The following is a 26397-nucleotide window of genomic DNA, read 5'->3' as shown; positions in this document are numbered from 1 at the left end:
GCCAGAATTATTCCGCCCAATGTTGGTGGATTTTATTGACCACGAGCATGAACTTGTTCTACTTTCAGAAAAAATAGATTGGAATTATTTTGAGAAAGAATTTTCGCCCTTGTATTCCAAAGTGGGCAATCCGAGCCATCCGATTCGGTTTATGGTGGGTTGTTTGCTACTGAAACATTTGTATAATTTGGGCGATGAGACGTTGGAAAAAGCCTGGATCATGATCCTTATATGCAGCATTTTTGTGGCAGGGTTTTCTTTGAACACGAATTTCCTTGTGACCCGAGTAATTTTGTTCATTTCCGAAAAAGAATTGGCGAAAAAGGTATCGAAAAAATCTTTGCCTACAGCGTAAGAATGCACGATGCCAAGACGAACACCTCAAATTTTGTTTTGTCCGATACTACCGTTCAGGAGAATAATACCTCTTTTCCTACCGATGCAAAATTGTGCAAAAAAGTGATTGATTATTGCAACAAAATAGCCGGAAATGAAGGCATAAAACAAAGACAACGCTACACAAAAGTCAGCAAACAAATGGTGCGCAACACCTACAACGGAAAACATCCCAAGCGGGCAAAAGCGGCAAGGAAATCTCAAAGACAGCTCAAAACCATCGCCATGAGACTGATTCGTGAATTGCAACGGAATTTTAATGCAGAACAGCAAGAATTTTATAAAGACTTAATGACATTGTACACCAAGGTTGTCACACAAAAAAGAAACGATGCCGATAAAATTTACAGCATTCACAAGCCTTTTACCCGATGTATTGCCAAAGGAAAAGCGCATAGCCAGTATGAATTTGGGAATAAGGTAGGTTTGATAACCACCGCCAACAAAGGCAAGAAAATCATTCTCGGGATTAAAGCATTTTTGCAAACTCCTTACGATGGTCACACCATAGAACCACTTTTGGAACAGATGGAAACCAGTGGTCAAAAGCTCCCAAAAGAACTCGTTTACGATAGAGGTGGCAGAGGAAAATCAGAAATAAAGGGCGTGAAAATCTCCATCCCAAGCACTCCAAGAAAAAAAGACACTGTTTATCAAAAGCAGACAAAGCGCAAAAAATTTAGAACCAGAGCGGCAATAGAACCTATCATCGGACATTTAAAAACCGATTTTAGGCTGGCAAAAAATTACTTCATGGGAGAAACGGGACCACAAATCAATGCATTACTAGCTGCAACCGCTTGGAACATGAAGAAAATGATGGAACTACTGAAACACAAAATTATTTTCTTATTTTATACGATACAAATTATGCTGTTTTCTAATCCTGTTTTTAAAAATAAATTAAATAGTGGGTTTTGTTAAGGAACGACTACATAAAGATAAATTTTGAAGAAAGTATCTGTATCTTTATTAATTAAAATTTCTATAAGGGCATCGGGACATCTAAAAAGACGGATTCCCAAAAATAATATCATACTGAAGCTTTTACCTTTTTGCTTAATTTCTTCAGTACAAATAGAAAAAATCTCCAATTCTTCTGAAAGGACACGTTTTTACACTTCTTTGTAAACACCATGAATAAAGGATTTGAAAGTATATCACATGATTTCTAATAAAGTTGTGACGCATTCGGAGCGCTGACAGAGATAAAGATAAATTTTGCAGGTGTCGTCTGTTCCGCAAGGTATTACCGCCTTTCAGAAACTTCTGTTACATTAAAAAAGTCACCATTTTTTTTACCCAATTTTGTGTCTTTTTTTGCCTGAGAAATTTTGAACTAAGGAGCAACGAACGGTAGTCGTTTTTTCAAGACGATTGAAAATCTTAAAACAGAGTTAGACTTTTTGAGATTTAATTTTGCTCAGCAGACCGAAACAAGTAAATCTCTGGTGCAGAGCTTGAGAAAAAAACTTTATCGGAGCCAAAGAAAAAGGACTTGATAAGGATTAGTAAATATAATACTCCTAATTATATTTATTCTTAAACTCATATTTGAAATTTTGAATTAAAAACTTACAAATAATAACATTAATTATTGATTATCAGGCTTTTACAAAAAAATTTATTTTTCTTGCATGTTTGATTTATTTTTATACTTTTACGGCACTAATAATAATTATGAAAAAAACTAAATTAATAGCAGCTATGGGGATTGCTGTTACATCATTTTTTAAACAAGAAGGAAATTCTTACCAAAATGAAGTGTACTAACACAAGTAAAAGCATTGAGAAAAAACTTCTCAATGCTTTGTTTTTACTTTTATCTATTTTTGCTTTTTCTCAAGATTATCATTTAAAATTTGGGGTAAAAGCAGGATGGAATTATTCTAATGTCAATGCTATCGATGATAAAGGAGAACCTTCAGGATATTTAAGCAATGGGGGAGAATTATATGGTGGAATTGTTTTAGAAAAACAAATTTCAGAAAAAGCTTATATACAGTCAGGATTTATTGCATCATATACAGACGCCATCACTTTTATCGAACTTCCTGTCTTATACAAATATAATTTTTATAAAAATTTTTCTGTAATTGCTGGACCTAAAATAAATTATATTCCTGACGATGAAACAAGCCAACCTTACAATTTCAAAAGAAGATTTGGTATAAGTGTAGATTTAGGCATTGATTTTAAAATTTCAAATCATTTCACTGCGGAAGGCATTTTTTCAAAAGGCTTAACAGAACAATACGATGATCTTATCTTAACATATTATGATGCTAGAAGAGATGTTTATAGATTGGGAATAATCTACTATTTTTAATCTAAATAAGTTTTAACAACCATATAAAAAGCATTCAAATGGATGCTTTTTTAATTTCCTGTACTAATTGGAAGTGCATAACACTTATATTATATAAGTCTAAATTCGGAACATTTATCATAGTACAAATATAAAATAGACAACATTTTGAACTGTTTAGAAATACAAATTTCTCCCGAATATATGTTGAGAGAATTTATAATTCTCCTCAACATATATGAGTAGGCGAAGCCGATTTATGCGCAATTCTTCAAAATCCGGATTGTTTAATCGCTTTGCTTTACTGGAGGTTTACTCGGATAAAAAAAATTGAGCGATTCTCACCGTCTTAAAACACAGTAATAGTCGGAAAAAACATTTTATTTCTTTCCTTTTTTGAAATCCTGATAGCCTTTATAATAGATTTCTAATGATTCGCTGTCTTTTGGGTTTGACTTCTGCCAAGCTCTCAGAACCTGCGACTGTTCAACATAGCTGTCCCATTTCGATTTTTCTACAATAACCTTTCCGGAACTTTCAATTTCCTGAAGGACTTGCGCCCTGATCTCCTGTTTTGTCCTTACGCTTTCTTGGTAATATTTCATTCCGGAAGATGCGCCGAATACTGCCAGTCCCAAACTGCAAAATAGAATGAACACAGAACCCCAAAATATAGGCTTATAATGCTTAAAATAATCTTTATAAGCTTCCATTTTCTTAATATCTTCCGGTGAGACATTAATCCGGATGTCTGAAATTTTGTTTTCAATTTCCGCCAAACTGTGATCGATCAGCATTTTGCTTTCCCTTAACTTTTGATCTATTCCGGAAATTCCGGAGTTTAATTTTTGAGTTTCCCTGTTCAGGGGTCAGTCGACGAAACGGAAAATATAGCACGTTAAGGATAGAATCTATTAAATAATTATTTTTTATAGACTGAATAAATTACTTTCTATTGTAAACCTTTATTTCCACATTTCTTTCTCTTAAATATTTATACATTGTCATTTTTGAAATCTTCAAGTCGGCAGCAATTTCGTTGACACTTTTTATCCCCTCATTATAATAATTTTCTGCAATAATAGCTTTTTGCTGAGCTTCCTTACTTAATCCTTTCCTGCGACCTCCTTTCTTACCTCTTTCCCGTGCTGCCTCCAAGCCTGCTTTTGTTCTTTCCCTGATTAGATCCTTTTCAAATTCTGCAAAGGATGCGGAAATATTAAAAAATAATCTTCCTTGCGGAGTCGTAGTGTCTATGTTGTCATGCAAGCTTTGTAGAGCTACATTTTTAGAATTTAATATTTCGACAATTTCTAACAGGTGTTTTAAAGATCTTCCAAGTCTGTCTAATTTATAAACAACTACAACATCACCCTTACGAATTTGCTCTAATAATTTTTTGAGTTGTGGTCTTTCCTTTGTAGCTCCGGAAACTGTTTCCTTAAAAATCATTTCACATCCTAATTTATTTAAAGCGTCTTCCTGCAGATTATAATTTTGATCCTGTGTTGATATTCTGATATATCCAATTTTCATAAGTATAGATAATTGCATTAAAAATTTAAATAAATATACTCAATTTATTATACTAGTTTTTTTTACTTATTTTTATTTTAAAACGTAATTTTCAGAAAACACAAAAAAGTACAAGTAAACGGACGTTTTATTTTACTTAAGAAAAAATATTTTTATGCCTAGAAAACAAGTATTATCAGAGTTTGAGATAAAAGAGTTAATTAAAATTCCAGAAACTGATGAAGAATTAATCATCAACTATTCTTTATCGGAAAATGATTTTTCAATAATAAAAAATCATTGTAGAACAAACACCAATAAGTTGGGATTTGCAGTTAATCTCAGTTATATGAGACATCCAGGGATTATTTTAGCTCCTGAGTTATATCCTGATCGACAAATCTTACAGTTTATTAGCAGTCAACTAGGAATAAATGTTTTAGAATGGGAAAACTATGGAAAAAGAGAGCAAACAAGGAGAGAATATATAAGCATACTGCAATCTGTTTATGGATTTCGAATATTTACAATCATAGATTATACGGTCTACAAAGGGTTGTTACAAGAAATAGCTCTCAAAACAGATAAAGGATTTGTTGTGGCAGAAGAATTAGTTAAATTTCTTCGTAAAAATAAAATCTTACTCCCTGCAACTGGAACAATTGAAAGGCTTTGCTCGGAAGCTCTTATTAATGCGGAAAAGCAAATTTATGATAGCCTGAGTTCTTCATTGTCCAATCATCAGAAACAGTTATTAGATGCTCTTCTCAACTTACAGGAAAAAAGCAGCATCAGTCAACTAAATTGGCTCAAGCAATCCCCACAGGCGGTCAATTCAAAGTTTTTACTGATGCATATAAAGAGGTTGAAGACAATAAAAGAGATCAATCTTCCAAAAGATATTGGTAAGGATATTCATCAGAACCGATTACTAAAAATAGCCAGAGAAGGAAGACAGATGACACCACAGCATCTAAGGGATTTTGAAGAATCCAGGAGATACGCAACATTGGTGGCAATACTTCTGGAAACCAAAGCTTCCATCATCGATGAAATCATAGAAATGAATGATAAGATCATCGGTTCTTTGTTCAGATATGCCAAGAATACGCAAACTCAAAAAATGCAGGATTCCGGAAAATCCATGGGTGAGCAGCTCGGTATATTTTTTAAAGTTGGCAGCGCACTTCTGGATGCCAAGGAAACAGGAGAAGATCCTTTCGATGCTGTTGAGTCAGTTATTTCATGGGACGCTCTGGCTCAAAGTATTTCAGAAGCCAAGAACTTAACAGCTAAACAAAATTTTGACTCTCTTTATTTTATATCCGATAAATACTTTACGATAAAAAAATATGGTGGAGAATTTCTGAAAGAGTTGGAACTCCGCTCTGCCCCTGTAGCAGAAGATATTCTAAAGGCAGTAGGTATCTTGATTGACCTGTATGAAGGAAAAATAAAAAAACTACCGGAAAAAATTCCATCAGGTTTTATCAGAAAAAGATGGGAAGAACTGGTATTTACAGAGAACGGTATAGATAGAAAGTTTTATGAACTATGTATATTTTCTGAACTGAAAAACCATTTGCGTTCCGGTGATCTTTGGGTACAGGGTTCAAGACAGTACAAAGATTTTGAAGATTATCTTATTCCTGCAGGCAGATTCGTTGAAATGAAAGATGAAAATCAAGTTCCTCTGGATGTAGCATTGAATGCAGAAGAGTTTCTTTCGGAGCGAATGGAACTTCTTTCAAATAAAATACAAATAGTATGTAAGCTCATTGAAAATAATGAACTCCCTGAATCTTCTATTATTAATGACAGAATAAAGATTAAACCTCTTGAAAATACAGTTCCTGAAGAAGTTGAAGTTTTAGCAAAAAAAATATACAGTCTGCTTCCTCTTATTAAAATCACAGATCTTTTGAAAGAAGTCGATCAGTGGACGGGCTTTACAGATCAGTTCATTCATCTGAAATCCGGAAATAAAGCCAGTGACAAAAATTTGTTACTCACTGTAATACTGTCAGATGCCATTAATTTAGGTTTAAGAAAAATGTCGGAAGCTTCTCCGGGAACTTCCTATGCAAAACTCTCATGGCTTCAGGCGTGGCATATCCGAGACGAAACGTATTCTTCAGCTTTAGCGAAAATTATCAATACTCAATCCGATCACTCATTTTCTTCTTACTGGGGAGAGGGCAAAACATCTTCTTCGGACGGTCAAAGGTTTGCTACAGGCAGTTATGCGCAGAGAACCGGAAATATTAATCCAAAATATGGAAGCAGTCCCGGAGTTCAGTTTTACACTCATATCTCCGACCAATACGCACCTTTTCATACCAAGGTTATCAATGTAGGAGTAAGGGATGCAACCTATGTTTTGGATGGGCTTCTCTATCATGAATCTGAACTGCAGATAGAAGAACATTATACGGATACTTCGGGGTTTACCGATCATGTATTCGCTTTGATGCAGTTACTGGGATTTAAATTTGCTCCAAGAATCAGAGATTTGAATGATAAGAAGTTATTTATTCCTGAAACATCTACGAGCTATTCTGCGTTATCAGAACATATAGGAGGAACCATCAACAGTAAAAAGATTATTCAAAACTGGGATGAAATTCTAAGATTGGCTGCTTCCATAAAAAATGGAACTGTTACGGCTTCACTGATTGTCAAGAAGATTGGAAGTTATCCACGGCAGAACGGACTGGCTGTAGCATTACGAGAATTGGGTAAAATAGAAAGAACTTTATTTATGCTCGACTGGTACATGAGTCCGGAACTTAGACGCAGAGTTACCGCAGGACTTAATAAAGGTGAAGCCAGAAACGCTTTGGCAAGAGCTGTATATTTTAACAGGTTTGGAGAAGTCAGAGAACGAAGCTTTGAAAATCAACGGTATAAGGCAAGCGGTCTTAATCTGGTTACTGCTGCTATTGTTCTATGGAATACGGTTTATATTGAAAAAGCAGTGCAGCACCTGAAAGAACAGGGCGAAGAAATTAATGAAGAATTACTTCAACACCTTTCTCCTTTAGGATGGGAACATATTCACCTTACCGGAGACTATGTTTGGGAAGATCGTATCAAGTTTAAAAAAGGAGAGTTTAGATCGCTAAGAAATTCTTTATAATAATCACTCTTATCACATTAAGATAAGAGTGATTATAAAAAACTATATATTTCTAGTTTTTAATGAACTTTTTAGTGTACGCAGATTCTTTTGTGTTTACTTTCAGTATATATGATCCGTTTTGTAAATGTGAAATAGAGATCTCTTTTTTCCCGGAAACATCTTTTAAAATCAATTTTCCGGAAAGATCAAAAATTTCAATTGATTTTACGACTTCTTTTATTTTGATATTAATGAAATCTGAAGTGGGGTTAGGATAAACATCTATTTTATCGTTATAATTGTTTTCCGAAGTAGAAAGAAGATCAGCATTTAAAATTTTAATGTTATCCATTGTAAAACCAGATCCTTCGTTATCATAAACGAAGTTGAGAACATTAAACCCCATAACACTATTTGAAATAGGTTGGCTTCCGAGTAAGATATTGTTTAAATAATAAGTTACGGTGTGTGTTGCCAAATTTGCAATTAGTTTAAAATTATACCACGTATTTGCAGAAATGTTTACAGATGTAGCTACACCATCGTCTATAACTCCGTTATATACAAGCAGTCCGCCTTGACTTGGCTCAATGTTGAAACCGCCTACGATATTATCGTCAAGATCTTGTACAACCATATGATATTCTGAAGATCCAACAGCAGAAATTTTGTAATCAAACGAATATTCGGTCTTTGTAAAACCAGAAATACTTTTTGTAACCCCTCCACTGGTACCACTACTATTACTTGTAACAGTCACAGAGTTTGAACCAATTGATGCTGTGGTATTTATCACTTTAGCACTACTCGTAGTAACGCCTCCCCATCTCGACCAGCCCTGTTGGCCTGGAAGATTTCCTAACGTGTATCCTTCAGAAGTTTCAAAAGAAATGTTTTGACTGAAAGCAAATAGACTTAAGGTTATTGCAAAAATTAAAAGTAGTTTTTTATCCATATTTGAAATTTTTTATTTGTTATAAAAAAGAGTCCGTTTTTACTAGGTATGAAACGGACTCTTAATCTTTTTCTTTAATAGCAATTGCCACCACAATCAGTAGCATTCTGATAATCTTCAGAAGTTATTGAATAAGTTTCTACTTGTTCATCATTGAAACTTATATTAAACAAATTTCTAATATTTTCATTATAAATAATCGGATAGGGATTATTAGGAATATTAGCACATGTTGGACACTGTTCTGAGAATACAGTAAAAAGATTTATATGGTTATTATTGTAAATTACACCTACATGAGTAATACTTCCAGCTGCTGTTGCTTTAAACAATCCTGTCATATTAAAGCCAGCTGCACCTGGTGGCTTATACGTATATTTTTTGGTGAATTTTTCGTTATTCGCTAGTGTAATGGCATTTTCCATTTCAGGAACACCATTTATGTAAGGTACTAATTTGATATTTTGTCCAGCATTATTTGATATACTATATGTATAATCAATACTTTCCCCCTGATCAGTTCCACAGCATATCGTAAGCAAACCAAAACTTAGTAATAGTAGTGTTTTCATTATTTTTAATCTTGCCAGTTAGCAAATAATTCATCTACAAAAGGTCTAGTAGGTTTATTAGGATACATTACTTTAACTTTATCTCTATAGTCGTTCCAATATCTCGCGCCTGATAAAGCATTTTCCAGCTCTTTAATTGTATATCCATCTACTTGATCCATTGGATAGCCTGCTCCAAAAATCCTTCTTTGATTAACAGTATCTGTCATATCATAAATCCCAGAAGTATATAAATTCTCTGCTGCGATAGTTCTAAATTGATAATTTTGATAATTTAAAGTAAGATTTTGATAAACTAAATAATTTGGATTATTAAATCTTATCCTATATCTTTCTAGAGTCATAAGAATTTCCACTGCAGTTGGCCAACTCTCCAATAATCTACGATTTCTTTTTCTCACTTGTGTATTTCCAGATAAAAAAGAATCTTGCACAATATCATTATAAGATGATCTATCTTTTACAGAGTGCAAAGCATGGCTTAATTCATGAATTGTAGTCCCATATACTTGATCAGATGGTTTTCCATAATCTTTTATATGAACCTGAGCTGAAAGTCCAAATGTAATTTCACTTCTTAAATGAGAAAAGGAAGATGTAGGACCAGAATTTGATAATCTACCTGCAATTTTTATCTGAGTCTGTCTGCCAAAATTATAAAAATGATTATTCATTGGAGGTGATATTAGAGCAAATCTATTTCCATAATAGAAGTCATGGGCTGCTTGGTGTATTAAAGCGTGATATTCATCTTTACCTCCATTTAGGATAGGATGCCAAGACTGTTGTTTCACATCGGGACCATGTGTTTCTGCCTGAAAAAAAGATCCATCACGAACGCTATAATTATATCTTTCCCACTGAATAACATATCGAGCTTTTCCACGAACAGAAGAAGTGGAAAAATTTCCGTTTCCATCTGTTATTCCTTGTGCAACAGTAAACCATTGTCGCATTAAAACTTGAGCGCCGGTTACGGGTCTTAACCCGGCTATATCATCCTGGACGCGTATGCTTCCACTAGGATACCATTTAGTTCCAAAAATCCATCTCGCTTGCGGGGTTGAATTTTCTGTCAGCAACTCATTCTCGTTACCTGTTTGTTCGTAAGCAGAAAATAAAAGATTATTGAAAAGATCTGTTTTATTTTCAACTCTACCCGTTACCTCATATTCTTTGTAATCTTTAATATCAGCAAAATATTGATCCTGTTCAGGAATATATAATTCACTTAAAATTTCATGTTTTACGTTAGGAAGAATTTTTCCAACAGGAACTGCAGTATAATATACTGAAATAGTATCTCTATCTGGATTTCTATTTTCCAAGTATCCTTCTCTATACTCTGCATCTAACCTATAATCAAAATAATGAATTGTAGAGTCCCGTTTTAGTAATCCCACCTCTTCTTCATTTTCAGGAGTAAATTTAAGATAATAATGAGTGGTATGAATATCAAATTCTCCGAACCCATATTCAGGATTTTTATCTTTTATGGTTTGAAAAGCTTTTGTCATATTTTCCGTAGAATATGGATTCTCTAACATAATCGAATCTCCCGAAAAAGTTCTCGCTGAAAGAGTATTGTTCAATTCCTCTTTAAAAGCTTGTTCATTTTGGACTTCTGCTAATTCGTCCTTACACGAAATTTGAAAGGAAATTAACCCTATTGAAAGGACATAAAGAAATAATTGCCTCAGTTTTAATTTGTCGTTTTGTTTTATCATTATTATAAATTTTTAACTAGCTAAATATAAAATAAAAACTGAATTTCAGAATAAATAATTATACTGATTTTTTATACTCAAATCTTTAATGAAAATTCGTTAACTGAATAGTTATAATAAATTACTTATCAATACTTAATAGATTCCATCATTAACGTGCTATGTTTTCCGTTTCGTCGACTGACCCCAAGCAAATCAAAATCCTCAGCATTTGCCCACTTACTGTAATAATAATAGACCAATTCCCATTTGGGAAAATCTCCAGGCAACATCCGCCATTGGCAGCCTGTTTTAACTAAATACATAATGGCATCCCAAATGGTTCTTAAATCATATTTTCGTTTTCTGTTATTGAAGTTTAAAGTCTTTTTTATAAATTGCCATTGATTGTCAGAAATGTTTGTAGAGTAATTTTTCACCGTAGCTTAATTGATTAGTTACCAACAAGTTACGAAAAATAATCTACATAAACAACTGACAATCAATTTTTTAAATTATTTTTTTTACAGATCCACTCCTTACAAATTTTTCTAATTTAATTTTTAAACAGGCTCTAACAATCAAAACAAAATTTATCAAAATGTAGCTTAACGTATAATGGAATTTTTATTTGCATATCCATAATCATCATATAAATCCATTCAGTTAAAAATTATTCTTATAATTCCTCAATGTCAGCATTGTTAATATTATATCTTAGCAGTACAAGATTAACCTTTTCCGAGATAGCTAAAACATTTTCTTTTGTAATAAAAAAATCATCTTTATATGCCTCACCACAAATTTTTAACCAATAAAATTTGGGTAATTCTCTATCAGGATATATCTCTAAAAAAGTTTCAGACTTAGATACAATAACCTCATTAAAACTAATTCCGGTAAATTTATTATTTTCGAAATCTTCTCGTAGTGAGTCGGTTACTATGTAGCATGGGAAAGACTCCAAAATATCATCTCCTAACCATCCACTAAATTCATAATGAAGTTTTTTTACATGAGGAGGAAACACTGAATTATCCAATTCTGTTTCTCTGCCTAAACTACCTGCAACTTCAGGTTCTATTAATTTGTACATAATTATTATTTTAAAGGAGGTGAAAATTGTGAACCAAATTTTTGGTCAATAATTGTTGCTTGATCTAAAAGTTGTTGTTTAGATGGATTGGGATATTTTTTATAAAATTTATTCCAGATTTTTCTGATCTGACTTAAGTGAACATCATTATTAATACTTTTGGGTATTCCCCTTAAATTTTCTAAACTATGCATTTCTTGTGGAAGAATGACTGCCGGGTACCTCTTTAATACTTGTTGTTCTATAGCGTGATGAACAATAACTTCACCTTCTAGCTCTGGGAACGCATTGAAAAAAGTAGATTTATAGTTTAATGTTTTGGAATATCCTAATTCAGCAGATTTAATTTTACTTTGCGTATCATCAACAGTTTCTTGCGCTTTTACGACAAATTCAATTAAATCAGTTGCGTGATTTCCACCAGAAGAAAAATCTCTTCTTGCTTCCATGCTACTGTAGGCCATTACCCTAAACGTTCTATCCCAAAAATCTTCTCCTTTGTGATACCCAGGATTAGATTGCCATGCCCGATAGCCATCTAATGGGTTATCATAATTACTGCCATTAATAGACGACCATTCAGTGTAAGTTCTTTCCGCATATGAAACATCATTTTGAGAACTTCCCAAATAAACTGGTGCAAAACTTCCACCATTGATACTTCCTTTTTCAATTACAGAATTATCAGCAGCAAAATCTGTATACCCTCCTTTCTTATAAGCCGCATCTCCTTTTTGCATTCCTGCGACATAAGTCCACTTTCCATCTTTAAAACCCCAGCCTTTCGGGCCATTTCTATCACCTCCCACTCTCTCACCTCGCAACCCCGTCGGATCTGCAAAGTTAACAGGATCATTCCAAACATAGGCATAAGGAGAGTTGGTAATTTCAGATAATGGGTCTACCGATAGCCAGAAACTACGTTTAGGATCATAATATCTTGCTCCATAAAAATAGTAACCCGTAGCCATGTCATACTCTTTCGCATTGTATTTATTAGGGTTGTCGTAACTGAATGTGGTATTTTCCATCAGCATTTCGCCGTACGGCATGTACTCGTACCAATTGGTCACAGTTCCTCCACTATTTACCAATATGGAAGCTCCGCTGAAGTGGTCCGGATGTATCCAGTACATTTCAGATTTAACGCTTTCTGGTGGGGTGTATTCGCTCATACATTCGTCTTGTAAGAACATGTTCCATACATCACATAAATTAGCATTGTTCTGTAAGGCCTGAACGTACAACTTAGACAACTTACTATAACATTTTTTATTGCCGGACTGCTGGAATATATACATCTGCTGTTCTATAAACACTGCGCACAGATTATTATTCTGGGTTGATGAAGAAGGTGGTGTGTACGTACCCTGGCTGTCTTCAGTAGAAGGCCATTCAGCTGGTGGTAAATCAGTATTCTTAATAATATCCTTCACCTCGTCATCTAATAACTGAGCCAGCTCAGCATATTCGTCAGCAACATCAATCTTAAATCTATGGGTTGGAACTTTGGATACCCGAGTTGCAATTCTTTGCGAACCCATATAATAGTGTTTGCTCATATTATCAACATTCAAGACCATATAGCCATTGGGATAATACACAAAACTACCCATTTGCGTGAGCTGCTGATTAGAATTTCCATTTACAGAAAAATCTATTGTCACAGCGTCATTTTTCAAGATTCTGTCGCCTCCTGCATCATAAACATAGTAGCTTAAATTTTTATGATTAGTTGCCACGGCTTTCAAACGATTTTCATGATCCCACAGCAATTGTCTGAAATTGACAAGATTTCCTGATTCAGTTTCTTTGGAAACTATCATATTTCCGCTATAATCATAACCGAAGCCCTCAAGAGTGTTTGTCACCGGGTATGCCGGTGCTACAGCCTGGCAGTCCAACGGAGAAATGAAATCTGCATTTTTTGTATAATTAATTGCAGATACTGCATTTGGATGGCTTGGAGAACTATATTCATATTCCCCTAAGTCTCCTTCGTTTTGCGGGTATTGGCAGGCAACATTATTATTGTATGTTTTTACTTTGGAATCTTTACTCAAAATATCTCCTACGGGATTATACCCCATATTTAATTCATAATGCTTTGTAAAATGTTTTCCTTTTGCTGTTATCTGTGCTGAATTTAATCTGCCGAACAAATCATAATTATAATGTTTATTGGTTGCTATTCCCAAATCCATAGAAGGAAAATTCCCTGACATCGGGGTAGTTCCTGCAACATCAGATAGGTTACCATTGCCATCAAAAGTGTATTTGTTTTTTCGTATATTGGTATTATCGATTGCCTTTAACAAAGAGAGTTCTTTTACATTTCCCCAGGTATCATAATCATATTGAGTTTTGGTTCCGTTACCTGCTCTGTATGAAGTTAGCTGATCCCGGTTGTTATAAATCATATCGTAAGCAATATTCTTTGGTTTAGTTTCACCGGGAAGTTTGCTTTGAATATTATTCAGAAGACCTCTCATGTCATAATTATAGGTCACTTCTTCTGTATCAGGATAAAGCATTTTCGTTATTCGTCCATAAATATCATAAGTATAAAATGTTTTAAACATTTTTGGAACGTTGTTAGGTGCTACCACGATACGCATAGTTTCGTTTATATTCCCAAGAAAATCATATTTGTAGGATTCAGTACCAGTTCTGTCGGATTGTTTTATCAGTCTTCCTTTCTCTTCATTAAGATTCTGCCCGTATGTATATTTTACGGAATGATTCGGGTAGTTGACCTCTGTAAGCTGATCAAAATTGTATATATAAAAAACCTCTTCATTCGTTGCCTTAAGATTTGCATTATATGAAGCAATTAATTTACCGCTTAGATCATACTTGTAACCGGAATCGCCAGTATCTGGAGATTTTTTCTCAATTGATCTGCCCAGTTTGTCATATTTATACTGCGTAGGATGGTTTCCTGCGTCCTCCATTGTTGTCAGTTCATTAAGGCGGTTATATCTGTAACCAACCCAAATATCATCTGTTCCGTTGGTTTGTCTTGTTGATGTCGTTCTTCCAAATTCATCAGTATATGTAACGTTAGTAATCCCTAAAGGGCTAACAGTTTTGGTCGAAAACTGAGTGTGCCCATATCTGTCATCATCAAATCCGTAGAAAATCTGAGAGGTAAGATTTTGAGTACCATTATTTGTAATTACATTATTCTGTGTAATGCTGATCGGTCGGTCAAGATTATCATATTGTGTAGTGGAATAAATCTGAGCAGTCTGATCATCAGCTGTCGAATACTCGTCAAACGTCTTCAGAGAAGTCATTATATCTGTACCTGTTGTTATTTTATCTCTTAAAATTGTTTTTACAGGTCTTCCCAATCTGTCTTTCAGCTGATAAACATTATTGGTAAAAGAGTAGGTCTGATTCTCTTTCTTGATTAATTTTTTGATCATCATACCCTCTCCCCATGTATCAGTAAACAGACTGGTAAAATAATTAACGTTCGAATCGCTGTTAACAGCTTTTCTTTCAGTAATGGCAACAGGAACAACATTGAAAGGATAGTAATGTAACTTTACAGTCCAGTTATCATCTGTCGGAGCAAGATAACTTATCAACCTACCGAAAGAATCATAAGTATACTGAGAGATTTGTCCGTTGATATTTGTAATTGATTTTGGTACACCTAACAAATAGTTATTGTCATACTGCGTTGTGCTGCTGAAGCCGTAAGCATCTGTAGTCGATATTAAATAAGTATGATACACCGGATCATAGTTATAAATGTAGAACATACGCTGTCCGTTTTCAGAAACTGGATAGGTTATCTTTGTCATATTCCCGTAGGAATCATATTCCATATCAAAGTCTGAAGTTCCGGCAATTGTACTGGTTCCCAGAGGATCTTTTTTGATTTGTTTAATGTTTTGGTTCGCATCCAGAACTGTCGTGCTCTTCCTCATAATTTCATTATTATGAACTGTGATGACCGATTGTTCTGAAGGAATTCCTACAATATTTTTTGACCCGGGAGCATGATATGAGATAACAGTCTTTACATCATCTGTCGTATTTGTTATTGAAGCCCCTCTGTCAGTAGCCTGCTTCACATTACCATATTTGTCGTACGAGTCTACAGTATTGATTGTTGTCTTACTGTGCTGTCCGGAACCTGTGTATTCTGTAAATGTCTTTTCTGTTTTATACAGTAATGGAATTATTCTTCCGATGTCGTCATATAAAGGTTCTGCCTGTGATTCTGTCAGTTGATATCCTGATGAAGAAGGAACATCAAAATACCTGTAATAATATCTTGTTTCATTTCGCTTTCTATTTTGGTTATCCAACAAGTATGTTGATCTCACCAAACCTTTTTTGTAAAAATACTGTCTTACCTTTGAGTCATTATAACGTACAAAGAAGTTACCTTCATTACCTGTGAAATCTGTTTCATAATGCGTTACCATCGTCTGATGCAGAGTCTGATCATTATAAATTTTGGATTTAACAATACCAAAACCTAAAAATTCTCTTTCCCTTCTGTCCTGAATACCTTTCTCATATTCAAAAGCATATGTCTGTGCTGGTTTTATTGGAGGAGAATTTGGAACTTCACCATCAGACGGCATTGTTGTATCAATCCAGTTAAAGTTTCTTACCAATACTCTGGAGAGAACTCTTTTTGAAAACGGCATCTGATATGTTGTGCCGATAAGAGTTGCAAAGTTGTTTTTTTCATTCTTGTTATCATATTCCAATTCTATAGTTCCCTGTAAAGAACTTTCAAATGAAATAAGAAGATTAGCTTTTGAAAAATTATTGCTGTAATAAGTCAAGCTATTATCATTTTCAGATATTAACAGATCCGGGTATCCATCACCATCAAAATCTCTCAGATCAACTTCTTGCTTACTTACTGAATTATCTGTTGAAGCACCTCCGGAAATACACATTTTAAGTCCAAAACAGGCACAGATTGTCCCGTAAAAATTGAAACCTGCTGAATTCTGCTTACTGTCCAGACTAAAATTTTTATTGAAGTTTTGCGGAGGAACAAACGATCTTCCATCATTAATCCACATCTCATAAGTGTTTCCTACTTTAACGATTTTATCAGCCATACCATCGCCATTAACGTCTATCAGGCCCGTTGTAGCGGTAGATTTTGACTTAGACAATCCTACACCGCCTGCCCAACTTCCATTGGCAAAGCTAAAACCTCCACCTCCTGACACCGCAAAAGAGTCCCCGCTTGATATATTGCTAACGTTCCAGCTGTTATTATCAGTCACAAAATCATTTCCGGTATTAATGTATACGTTTCCATCTGAAACATAGTCAGTAAGCCCATCACCATTCATATCAGCCCATACCCCCGAACCATTAGCCCATGCCTTTCCTATGTTTACACTGACTCCAACACCTAAAGCAAAAGAAGAGGAACCTGCCTGTGAATCCTTTTCAGCCCCAACAGAGAAAAACTTATTATCAGTATTGGTGAATTTGGCTATTGAGGCCGAAGCGCCGATACCAGCACCTATAATTGTTCCCTTATTTTTTATTTCTTTTTCCCAAGTACTGGAAACCTGATCCAACTGCCCAAGAATATTGGTTTTTTGGTAAAGTGAACCTGAAATAATATCAGGATAACGGTCACCATTAAAATCCTGAAAATAATCTGAAGTTTTTTCTGTGGATATCCCCCCATGAGCACTTATACCCAGCCATGGAATAATGGAACCATTGACATAAGCATGTACTGATTCTGATTTTGAGCGAAATATAATCCCTCTAGGATTTGGAACAGCAAATATCGGAGTTGTAGTAATTGTTGAACTGGTGGACGAAACACCAAGTAAATAAGATTGCATTTCATATTCGCCAATCTCTACTGGTTCCATTGGCGAAACATATGCATATAATTCAGCATCCAAATCTAAAGGTGTAAAATATCGGTTGCTGTTTTGTTGCATAATATAATTCGTCAAACATGTATAATAATCAGGAGCTGACGGGTTACATGGCGAAGCTCCACCAGGAGCGGGAACATTTGCAAACGGATTTGCATTGAATTCAGCTTCTCGAATTGACTGTCCTGTATATTTAGATCCATTATAACTAAAGGCACCCCATCCCTGATAAACTAATCCTGTTGTTAGATTGTAATGAGTATTTCCGGAACGGTAACCAAAGTAATCTGCTTTTGAACCAGTGTTGGCCATTAAAGGATCTGTAATAAAGGCAGAATTTAAAATATAAGGATTATTTGCGGATAATTTTTTGGCTACTTCATAATCCGGGGAGCTTATTTCGAAATAGAATGGCAGCAAAACCAATTGTTGATAAGGAATAGGTATTGTAGAGAAAAAGGTACAAATGTCAATTTTGGGAATTGCCATTACATTGTTAACAACGTCCACCGTGTTCTTTGCAGTAAAGACATTTCCATTATCATCTTTAATTTTAAGAGAAAATGTTACTTTAGTATTATGATTTGTGCTTAAACCAATATTGTGTGGATTTGCCGTACTGCTGTCTCCATTAAAATCCGGAAATACAACGACAGCAGGTCCCATCATGTTACATCTCGGGCAGTCCACTTTACCATCACAGAATTCTCTGTCACGGTATTTTTCAAAATTTTTATAAACTGTATTGATCAGCCTTTCAGAGTATGGATTATACTGAACACGTGCTTTAACTTCAGTAGTATCAGTATCAGAACTTATTACGATCCATGGCTTCCATCTTATTTTTTCCCACGATACATTTGTGTCTGATGAAACATCAAAATGGAACATAGTTACCGTTGGATCTGATAGATTCTGATTCACAAGCAAATCTGAAATATCTGAATTGGGAATTTCATTCATTCCCGGACTGATCGAAACCTGATCATTTCCTTTCAGAAGTCTTTGATGATAAATAAGTGTTGTTGAAGCAGGGATTAAAACACCGGTAGTATCAGAAACCGATCTTACACTCTTATATATTTTAAAATCTACATCGTCCGTAAACATCTGACTATCGAGTCTATCCCAAGATATACTCACTTTACTTTTATCACCTACCGCATTGTGTTTCTGACTCGAAGCGAGATAATGACTCCTTGCATTGAACTTATAATAGAAATTATTGTTAGCATCTTTAATATCAAGATTACCACCCCCTGTTATGGAAGTATATCTTATATCATTGTCAATTCTGATTCTGTCTCCATCTTCATTGTTTTTGGATGAAGCCACAATAAAAATTCTCTGGCCTTTGCGCACATGTGTAGTAGCAGAGAGCCCTTGAAATTGATTTTGAGAAACTAAAGTTACTATCGAAGAGATAACAGTGGAATTTGCAGGATTATATGCTGCAACATCTTCATTCGCTTTAATCATCTCTCCCTTTTCGATCCATACATCAATACCGTCTGTGGAGTTTTGATTTAAAGTAATCTCATTACTGATATGAATATCACCCTCTACCGGAGCTTCCCACATTCTTACTATATTCGCTAGAGAAGTTGCCGTGGTTGTAGTTGTTATCGTGTCCTGAACAGCTCCATGGCCTGCAAGAATAGCGTTAGGAGTTTCTTCAGTAACATTAACAGAGGAGCCTTGTGGTTGTGATTGAAACTGTGGAAGTCCATTTCTTATTTTACCGAAATGTACCTCTCCATAGTTTATCATATCAACAAGCCCGTCTCCGTTAACATCAGAAAAGTAGGTTGGTGAATTACTTTTTCCGGTTGAAACATTTGCCCCAACCACTCCGTTACTAAATGAATATTCCAGACCGATTGTTGTATTATACATATTGTGTCTGCTGATTGGCACACCTGCCAAACCAACCGATCCATACACTCCACTAAATCCTGTTCTTAGATTTTTTCTGAAATTTATATTATTGTTTGATCCGTAAAAAACTTTATCAAGCAACCCATCGCCATCAATATCAATTAATTGATTTTTCCCATATGCATGATTATCATCCAAACTTCCGGTAACTCCAATTGTGCCTTTTTTATTAATTCCAAAGAGAAAACAAGCACCACCTCCAAAACTGACTGCACCACGGAAATTTTTGTTTTTACTATAGGTACCTGCTATAAAACTTGTATTTCCTCCGGAGAATGATCCTACATTCGAATTATCCTGCGGTGTACTGTAAACTTTAGTAGCTGTATTATCAAAAACCTGATGCCCCGTATCGTATTTTAGTACATACTTGTTGAAAAAGTTGCCACTGCCATCTTTCTGGATAATTTCTGTCAGTAATCTTTTTGAAAACATTCCCACAACTGTATTCACTAACTGATACTCACGAATTTTTGTATTCGCTCTTTTAACTGTGATCTTACTTAAAATTTTTGAATCCGTAATTTTCACCCCCATCTTATAGTTAAAGGTCATATCACCTCTCACCCCTGCTTCACTCTCAAATTCTACTGCTGTATTATTGCTGTAACTAATACGGGATAGATATTTGTTTTTTCCTCCACTGTCGTATGAATCTGCGTAGGTATAATTGATGGTATTTCCAAACCGATCGGTAACTTTTGAAAGGTACCATCTAACAATATTTCCGGAAGAATTGCCTGATGAAGCTGTAGTGAGCATATCGTAATACTCTTTCTTAGTACCACTGCCATCCAATATCTCCCAATAATAGGTTGACGGAGAATTGCCTTTTCTTGTTATGAGATAACCTTCTTTAATACCATTGCGATAAAAGAATTGCCTGTCTGGGGTTCTAGCTTCATTTAACGGTACCTTGTTCGGGAGATAATCATCTCTGAATACCAGCTGTTCTCCACTGATCATGTATATCTCGGTTTCATGACTTCCAAAAGAGGGGACGCCCCATCTTGTATCAATATCAATTGTTTCATAAGGTATATCCCATCCTGTTCCTGCCCAGCCAAATTTGTTATCACTGTTGTAAACTAACGAGACATTCGGTTGAAAACCACCAACTCCTGCCGGAATTTCAATAGGATAGGAAATATTTGCAGAACCTTGCTGATTGGGTTTTGGCGGTGCTATCATGTTAATTTTCGATGAAGGATTTGCAACCGGCGTATCATTGAATGCAGTCTGCGCGCCACCTCCATTGTCAGGACTTTCAGGCTGCATGGTAATACCAACTATAAAGTCAACTTTTTCTGACAAAGATTTTAATACAACATATTTTTTTTCCACATTAACGCTGTCAATCTTTGCAGGCATCCACCGCTTCTTATCGTAATCAAAACTAAATACTGAAATATCTTTTTCCTTATATCCTTTAGGAAGTTTCTTTTCATCATAAGACAGTTGAAAAGTATTTTCAGAAGAATTTAAATTGTGAATGCGGAAGCCTTCATATTCTTTGCTGATATTTGTAATTGAAAGATCAACAGGGGGAAGGTCAATATATCGAAGCCCAAAAACCGCCATTGACTTATCTGCTAAAAGCGCATTATGATCGAGTTTATCATAAGAATCCGAGCTTGCAATTAAGTAAGATATATCATTTGTTCTAGGAATTTCAATATTTTTTAAATTCCCTTTGGGTGAAAATTTCAGAAAAGTTTCTCCTTTCGAATTCGTTTTATCAGAGAAATATTCAAATTCATTTCCTTTTAAGCTTATCTGTTCACCATTGATTTCTATTGAATGAACCCCTGAATTATTTTTCAGGAAACCTCGTACATAAATAACTTTAGCAGTGTTAACCTGACTGACAAAAGTTACCTCCGGGGACGAAGTTTTCACTTCTGTAATTCTTACATTTTTAACTGTGTAATAATAACCTTTATCAATAGCATTAAATAAAATTCTGTTTTCTCCGGTTCTCAAAAGAGCAGGATCCAGTTTTTCAGATACTTCTGACCATCCATTATTTTTTTTCTTAACATAACCGCCCATTGCATAGCTGCCATTAATGCTTCGGGTAACTGAATTAATGTCAGCATACCCATCAACATCGTAAGTCAACGTATATGATTTTTCTGGATTTACTGAAGATAGCTCTACTTCAAAAATATTATCAGCCGCACTTGCATCACGCATATCGGAATCTATATTTCCTATGATTCCTATGAATCCAGCTCTTGCGAGCGTGTTTGAGTCATATGCTGGCTTTGCGTCTGATTTCTTAGCAGATACTGAGCGGGTTATTAAACTATTGGTATTTGTTTTTAGGACATCAGTGCCTTTATCTTCCTCGGCAAATCCTTCTACAATCTTGTTACTAACAATTCCTGAAGATATTGGTGATCGTAAATTTGCAGTATTTCGAGACGATTTTGGAATTTCATTTATTTGATGCACAAGTCTTGAAGCAACATCTATATAGTAAGAAGTTTCAATTGCTGTCCAGCTGCTCAGGAAAATAATCACCGGGAGAAAAACAGAAAATAATTTCAGATTTTCAGAACTGTTCGTAAAAAGCTTTTTCATATAGTTAATAGTCATCATTTGGTTTTAGTTGATCAAAAAGTTAACACCTTTGCCTTCTTCAGGAATAAATATTTTTATATTATAATATCCTACAACTGCGGGTATCGTCATTGGGATTGTGAAATCTGATGCAGAATTGTACTGACCCTGTTTTACAAGAACCCCCATCGCATTAAAAATTTTAATATGCATTGGTCTGGACGCTTTTAATTCTACATGAACTGTCAGGTTTCCGTCATGTGATGGGTTCGGAGATACTGTAATTTTCTTAAAAAGTGAGTTTGACTGTAAAGTTTGATAGTCCGCCTGATTCAGAACTGCGATTGTTTTAGTTATTTCACAGCCTAGTTTATTCTTAATCTTTAACTGATAATTTCCAACTCCATTCATCTGAAAAGGAGCTGACTGCGTGGTATTTCCAGATGGTGAAGTCAAAACATACTGATAATAGTCCGTATTTAGATCCAGTTCAATCGCAGTTCCACTCCATATATAATGATCATCGATGTTCTGATTTGATATACCTTCCAGGTCGAACATCCTGATAATTTCAGGATATCCTTGCTTTTGGATTCTTAATTTATATTTAGCCGACGGCAAATTGTTAATTTCAATTAGATTTGACAGTCCCTGAGAACTATTAACCACTAGCTGACCGCTTGTCATGTTTTCGATACTATATTGAAATGGGACAATATGATCGGGAACAGAAATTTTCATCACACCATTTATTAAGTCAGTACATGTACTTAGTAACTTAATCTGTAATTCACTCTGACCGTCATCTAAAGTAAAAGTAAAATAATCAGTTTTGCTGTGATCAGTATCCCAGTTGACATTTCTAAAAATAAATAGAGAATCGTTGAGCCTTTCTCCGTTTACATTATTGGAAAGATCATTTTCATAGTTGGATTCATTGGAAAATATTCTAAGTTTAATACTCTCATTTTGTGTTAAACCTGAATGAGTTAGATAAACATTTGATTTTGTAGGATTTGTTTGCGAACTTGTAACCTGTGCTTTCCACAATCTTACCATATCTCTTTTAGGGTGAGCTGAAAGCAGATCTGCTTCCTTAAATGTAAGACTTTGATTGTTATCTCCCCATAAAATGAATGTATTAGGCTGCAGAGTGCTTATATTTTCACTGTTTGTGATCTTCGCTTCCCCCAAAGACATCATCAAATTATTGTCTTCCCAGTTTTTTGACTGCTTTTGATATAATTCGAAAGAATCATCTCTTCCAAGACCTGTTATTCTGAAGTTAAAATTTTTATTCTTCTTCGAGTCCCAAATAACACTATTTTGAGAAGACAGATAGTTTTTTTCAGAAATATCATTTATTGTAATTCCGAACTTTAAAGATAAATAAGTCTCAATTTTTTGTTTGCTAGCAGGTGATAATTCCTGACTAAAAACTAAAATTTCGGGAATCATCAGTAGTGGATCTGTCTTTTTATTTATTAAAACTATCGGATTAATTTTTCTGTAATTATCGTTTTTTGAAAAAGTTAATATTTTATGGCCCGCAACAGAACTTTGTACAGAAAGAGTATCTGTAAAATCAATGATTCCCTGGCTTGATACAATTGAACTGCCTATCTTACAATAAAGCTTATTATCAGCACCACCAAATTTATTGCTGACTATAAAAATAGATGACTGATTCAGACTTGTAGATAACTTATTAAAGTAATTATCTGATACAGTATCTTTCACAAAATGAAAATTCATTAGTCTATTTTGCAGAGTATCTGTAGGCAGAATATTCTCTTTTACGGTTGTTTTTCTAAATGCCAGATCTGATATGCCTCCAAAAATTGTTGTCTGAGAGAACAAGAAAGAACCACAAAATAAAAAAATGAGGAGATAAGATTTATTCATATAATTCATGTGTACAGTTGAATGTTAATTTGCCGGAGTGATTTATGTTATGCCAAAATAAAAAAGAAATCCATTTGAATAATTAGTAATTTATTTTTACATAATCTTAATAATTCTATTAATTGAGAGTACTCAAAGGTCAAGAATGTATTCAAGTTTTCAGCAAAAAAACTTTTTATTAATTAATACTTTCATATAAATATTTAGCATAGGAATTTCACACTTCTATCAACTTTAGGTAAGAGATAAAGTTATAATGCCTACAAATAATAAAATTTGCAGATTATGAAGTATAAATTAAACTATACTGACTGTTAAATTAAGTTTTGAAATGAATTCCTTATTATTTGGAATGCAAAAAAAGATTAGTGCACTAAGTGTAAAATGAGCATAATCAAGGAATAGAAAACAGAAGTGATTTCATATTATTTGGTTTTAAGTTTTTATGGTGTGTGAATTATTTCGCAAACATAGAAAAAAAATTTTAAAAAAAGTTAAAAGCTGTATTTTATTATAAGTTTATCTTGTAATTGTTGGTAATTATTTAATTAATCATTTGTTTAATTAATATTTATGTATTAGTAAAAATTATAGAGGTTCAAATTTTTGGAATTCTATTTTAATCTTTTTCAAATGTTAGTATTATATAAACGGTGGAATAATGAGATTTCTTAAAGGTGTCGAATTCGACACCTTTAAGTTTAAAATATGTTTCTCAAAAACTCGTATCATTTATCAAAGTTCATTAAATTAGCAAATGATGAGTTTAATGTAACTAATTATGAAAATAGGATATGCTAGAGTTTCTACTAAAGATCAAAATTTGGACTTGCAGACTGAAGCTTTAGAAAGAGCAGGATGTGAAAATATTTTTAAGGAAAAAATTTCTGGAGCAACGAAGAGCCGTCCGGAACTTGACAAAATGATTGCTCATTTAAGAAAAGGTGATGAATTATTTGTTTGGAGATTAGACCGACTTGGTAGAAGCTTGAAGCATATTATTGATTTAGTTCTAAGTTTAAGCGAGAAAGGAGTAGTAATTAAAGGTATTGCTGATGGTGTAGATACGTCTACTTCAAGTGGTCGGCTTTTTCTCAATATAATGGCTTCTTTGTCTGAATATGAAAGGGAATTGATAAGAGAAAGAACTAATGCAGGGCTGCAATCTGCAAGAGCAAGGGGAAGAACAGGAGGGCGACCAAAAGGATTTACTAAAGAAACGGTTTCAAAGTTATTAATTATGCGGTCAGTTTATCGTGATTACACGAAAACTCCCGAAGAAATATATAAACCGCTTGGATTAACAAGAGCAACATATTATCGATATGCTAAAATTTTAGACAATCATACAAATGAAGAAATAAAAAAAATGACAATCAAAAAATAAAAAGTGTTGCGTGTTAAAAATGTAATGTGTAACTTTACACTATACAAATATCGGTTATAATGATATACTCCATAGCGCATAAAGGCTTAAAAAAATATTGGACGAAAGATGATTCAAGTAAGTTGCCTTCAGAAATGATTGATAGAATACGTGAAATTCTAGATATTATTGATAATATTGAGGAAGTTCCTCAAGACTTTGAGCCTTTTAAAAATTTGCGATTACATCCATTAAAAGGTAAATTGAAAGGATTTTGGTCTGTTGATGTTACAGGAAACTTTAGAATAATTTTCAAATTTGAAAATAAAAATGCTTATGAAATAGATTTATTAGATACTCATTAAACAGAAGAATTGTAGAATCGTAAAATCGAATTTAAATTATATGAAACCTTTAACTCGTGCTATAAAGCACAATACACATCCGGGAGAAATCCTATTGAACCAAATTGTTAAACCAAATAACTTAACAGTTGATAAAACTGCAAAATATTTGGGGATTACAAGACCTACATTGTCGAATATTGTTAATGGAAAGAGTGCAATAACTCCTATTATGGCAATAAGAATATCTAAAGTTTTTGGTGGCAATCCTGCATTTTGGGTTAGACTACAAACATCTTACGATTTGAGAGAAGCAGAAAAGGTGTTTGAAGAGAAGCATATTAATCTCGATAGATTTGAATTTGTATAATCTTAAAAAACGATAATTCTGTCATCTTTTGCATAAAATAATAAATGTTTTCTTCTAATTCGTAAATTTCAAACTAAGGACAGATCCTAATGAACAATCACAATTATAAAACTAAATGCAATAAATGTACAACAGAGATGAAAAAAGAGTATGATACAGACTATTGGATATACTAATTTAACGTCCAGTTAAAGTTAAGCATAAAACCTTAATTTTAAGATATGAAACAAGAACGAAAAATTTATGATCCTGCTTTCAAAACCCAAGCAGTTCAATTGAGCAGAGAGAGAAATAATATATCAGAATTAGCCAGAGAACTCGGTATTAAAGTGACTTTGCTATACAAATGGCG

Annotated in this window: 16 protein-coding genes; 7 read left to right on the top strand and 9 right to left on the bottom strand. The window is 34.1% G+C overall.

The window, feature by feature from the left end; translation table 11 throughout:
- Positions 1–231: 231 nt before the first annotated feature.
- The gene (locus BW939_RS15070; RefSeq protein ID WP_262484472.1) at positions 232–1320 is read left to right on the top strand and encodes an IS5 family transposase; all 1089 of its coding nucleotides are present in this window, start codon (positions 232–234) and stop codon (positions 1318–1320) included.
- Between the two features lie 835 nt (positions 1321–2155).
- Positions 2156–2725 (top strand): outer membrane beta-barrel protein, encoded by a 570-nt coding sequence (locus BW939_RS15065; protein ID WP_076452846.1) that lies wholly within the window; start codon positions 2156–2158, stop codon positions 2723–2725.
- A gap of 359 nt (positions 2726–3084) precedes the next feature.
- Here the strand turns inward: BW939_RS15065 and BW939_RS15060 are convergent, their stop codons facing one another.
- Together BW939_RS15060 and BW939_RS15055 are read right to left on the bottom strand one after the other, a co-directional pair.
- Positions 3085–3501 (bottom strand): hypothetical protein, encoded by a 417-nt coding sequence (locus BW939_RS15060; RefSeq protein WP_076452845.1) that lies wholly within the window; start codon positions 3499–3501, stop codon positions 3085–3087.
- Positions 3502–3649: 148 nt separating this feature from the next.
- Positions 3650–4240: a recombinase family protein gene (locus BW939_RS15055; protein WP_076452857.1), complete on the bottom strand. Its 591-nt coding sequence runs from the start codon at positions 4238–4240 to the stop codon at positions 3650–3652.
- Between the two features lie 154 nt (positions 4241–4394).
- Between BW939_RS15055 and BW939_RS15050 the strand changes: the two genes are divergently transcribed.
- Entirely contained in the window at positions 4395–7358 is a 2964-nt protein-coding gene (locus BW939_RS15050) for a Tn3 family transposase (protein WP_076452844.1), read from the top strand.
- A gap of 52 nt (positions 7359–7410) precedes the next feature.
- On the opposite strand, the gene BW939_RS15045 is transcribed toward BW939_RS15050, so the two are convergent.
- The 7 genes from BW939_RS15045 to BW939_RS15015 all read right to left on the bottom strand — a co-directional run bounded on the left by BW939_RS15045 (position 7411) and on the right by BW939_RS15015 (position 23965).
- Positions 7411–8295 carry a T9SS type A sorting domain-containing protein gene (locus BW939_RS15045; protein ID WP_050378465.1) on the bottom strand — a complete coding sequence of 295 codons (885 nt, stop codon included), beginning with the start codon at positions 8293–8295 and terminating at the stop codon, positions 7411–7413.
- 74 nt (positions 8296–8369) lie between these two features.
- Positions 8370–8867, bottom strand: a complete 498-nt coding sequence (locus tag BW939_RS15040; RefSeq protein ID WP_050378464.1) for a hypothetical protein — start codon at positions 8865–8867, stop codon at positions 8370–8372.
- A gap of 5 nt (positions 8868–8872) precedes the next feature.
- Positions 8873–10459 (bottom strand): hypothetical protein, encoded by a 1587-nt coding sequence (locus BW939_RS15035; RefSeq protein WP_143754002.1) that lies wholly within the window; start codon positions 10457–10459, stop codon positions 8873–8875.
- A 263-nt stretch (positions 10460–10722) separates the two neighbouring features.
- Positions 10723–11013: a transposase gene (locus BW939_RS15030; protein WP_394333840.1), complete on the bottom strand. Its 291-nt coding sequence runs from the start codon at positions 11011–11013 to the stop codon at positions 10723–10725.
- A 239-nt stretch (positions 11014–11252) separates the two neighbouring features.
- Positions 11253–11669 carry a hypothetical protein gene (locus BW939_RS15025; protein ID WP_076452842.1) on the bottom strand — a complete coding sequence of 139 codons (417 nt, stop codon included), beginning with the start codon at positions 11667–11669 and terminating at the stop codon, positions 11253–11255.
- Positions 11670–11674: 5 nt separating this feature from the next.
- The gene (locus tag BW939_RS15020) at positions 11675–22099 is read right to left on the bottom strand and encodes an RHS repeat-associated core domain-containing protein (protein ID WP_084566675.1); all 10425 of its coding nucleotides are present in this window, start codon (positions 22097–22099) and stop codon (positions 11675–11677) included.
- A 6-nt stretch (positions 22100–22105) separates the two neighbouring features.
- Positions 22106–23965, bottom strand: coding sequence for a DUF8202 domain-containing protein (locus tag BW939_RS15015; RefSeq protein ID WP_105170208.1), 1860 nt, complete (start codon positions 23963–23965; stop codon positions 22106–22108).
- A gap of 781 nt (positions 23966–24746) precedes the next feature.
- On the opposite strand from BW939_RS15015, the gene BW939_RS15010 reads away from it, so the two are divergent.
- From BW939_RS15010 to BW939_RS14995, 4 genes are all read left to right on the top strand, one after another.
- Positions 24747–25352, top strand: coding sequence for a recombinase family protein (locus BW939_RS15010; RefSeq protein ID WP_076452839.1), 606 nt, complete (start codon positions 24747–24749; stop codon positions 25350–25352).
- A gap of 59 nt (positions 25353–25411) precedes the next feature.
- Positions 25412–25696 carry a type II toxin-antitoxin system RelE/ParE family toxin gene (locus tag BW939_RS15005; RefSeq protein WP_076452838.1) on the top strand — a complete coding sequence of 95 codons (285 nt, stop codon included), beginning with the start codon at positions 25412–25414 and terminating at the stop codon, positions 25694–25696.
- A 40-nt stretch (positions 25697–25736) separates the two neighbouring features.
- Positions 25737–26045, top strand: coding sequence for a HigA family addiction module antitoxin (locus BW939_RS15000; protein WP_076452837.1), 309 nt, complete (start codon positions 25737–25739; stop codon positions 26043–26045).
- A gap of 221 nt (positions 26046–26266) precedes the next feature.
- The coding region (locus BW939_RS14995; RefSeq protein WP_143753986.1) for a transposase at positions 26267–26397 on the top strand (131 nt) is incomplete at its 3' end.

The organism is Chryseobacterium piscicola (genome assembly GCF_900156685.1).
GTDB lineage: Bacteria > Bacteroidota > Bacteroidia > Flavobacteriales > Weeksellaceae > Chryseobacterium > Chryseobacterium piscicola.
This window is presented reverse-complemented; position numbering and strand designations above follow the sequence as displayed.

Bases quoted from the DNA above. Each gene is read 5' to 3' on its own strand.
- BW939_RS15020 (WP_084566675.1), bottom strand. From the start codon at position 22,099: ATGATGACTATTAACTATATGAAAAAGCTTTTTACGAACAGTTCTGAA.
- BW939_RS15040 (WP_050378464.1), bottom strand. From the start codon at position 8,867: ATGAAAACACTACTATTACTAAGTTTTGGTTTGCTTACGATATGCTGT.
- BW939_RS15065 (WP_076452846.1), top strand. From the start codon at position 2,156: ATGAAGTGTACTAACACAAGTAAAAGCATTGAGAAAAAACTTCTCAAT.
- BW939_RS15070 (WP_262484472.1), top strand. From the start codon at position 232: ATGCAGCATTTTTGTGGCAGGGTTTTCTTTGAACACGAATTTCCTTGT.
- BW939_RS15010 (WP_076452839.1), top strand. From the start codon at position 24,747: ATGAAAATAGGATATGCTAGAGTTTCTACTAAAGATCAAAATTTGGAC.
- BW939_RS15045 (WP_050378465.1), bottom strand. From the start codon at position 8,295: ATGGATAAAAAACTACTTTTAATTTTTGCAATAACCTTAAGTCTATTT.
- BW939_RS15055 (WP_076452857.1), bottom strand. From the start codon at position 4,240: ATGAAAATTGGATATATCAGAATATCAACACAGGATCAAAATTATAAT.
- BW939_RS15025 (WP_076452842.1), bottom strand. From the start codon at position 11,669: ATGTACAAATTAATAGAACCTGAAGTTGCAGGTAGTTTAGGCAGAGAA.
- BW939_RS15050 (WP_076452844.1), top strand. From the start codon at position 4,395: ATGCCTAGAAAACAAGTATTATCAGAGTTTGAGATAAAAGAGTTAATT.
- BW939_RS15060 (WP_076452845.1), bottom strand. From the start codon at position 3,501: ATGCTGATCGATCACAGTTTGGCGGAAATTGAAAACAAAATTTCAGAC.
- BW939_RS15000 (WP_076452837.1), top strand. From the start codon at position 25,737: ATGAAACCTTTAACTCGTGCTATAAAGCACAATACACATCCGGGAGAA.
- BW939_RS15015 (WP_105170208.1), bottom strand. From the start codon at position 23,965: ATGAATAAATCTTATCTCCTCATTTTTTTATTTTGTGGTTCTTTCTTG.
- BW939_RS15005 (WP_076452838.1), top strand. From the start codon at position 25,412: ATGATATACTCCATAGCGCATAAAGGCTTAAAAAAATATTGGACGAAA.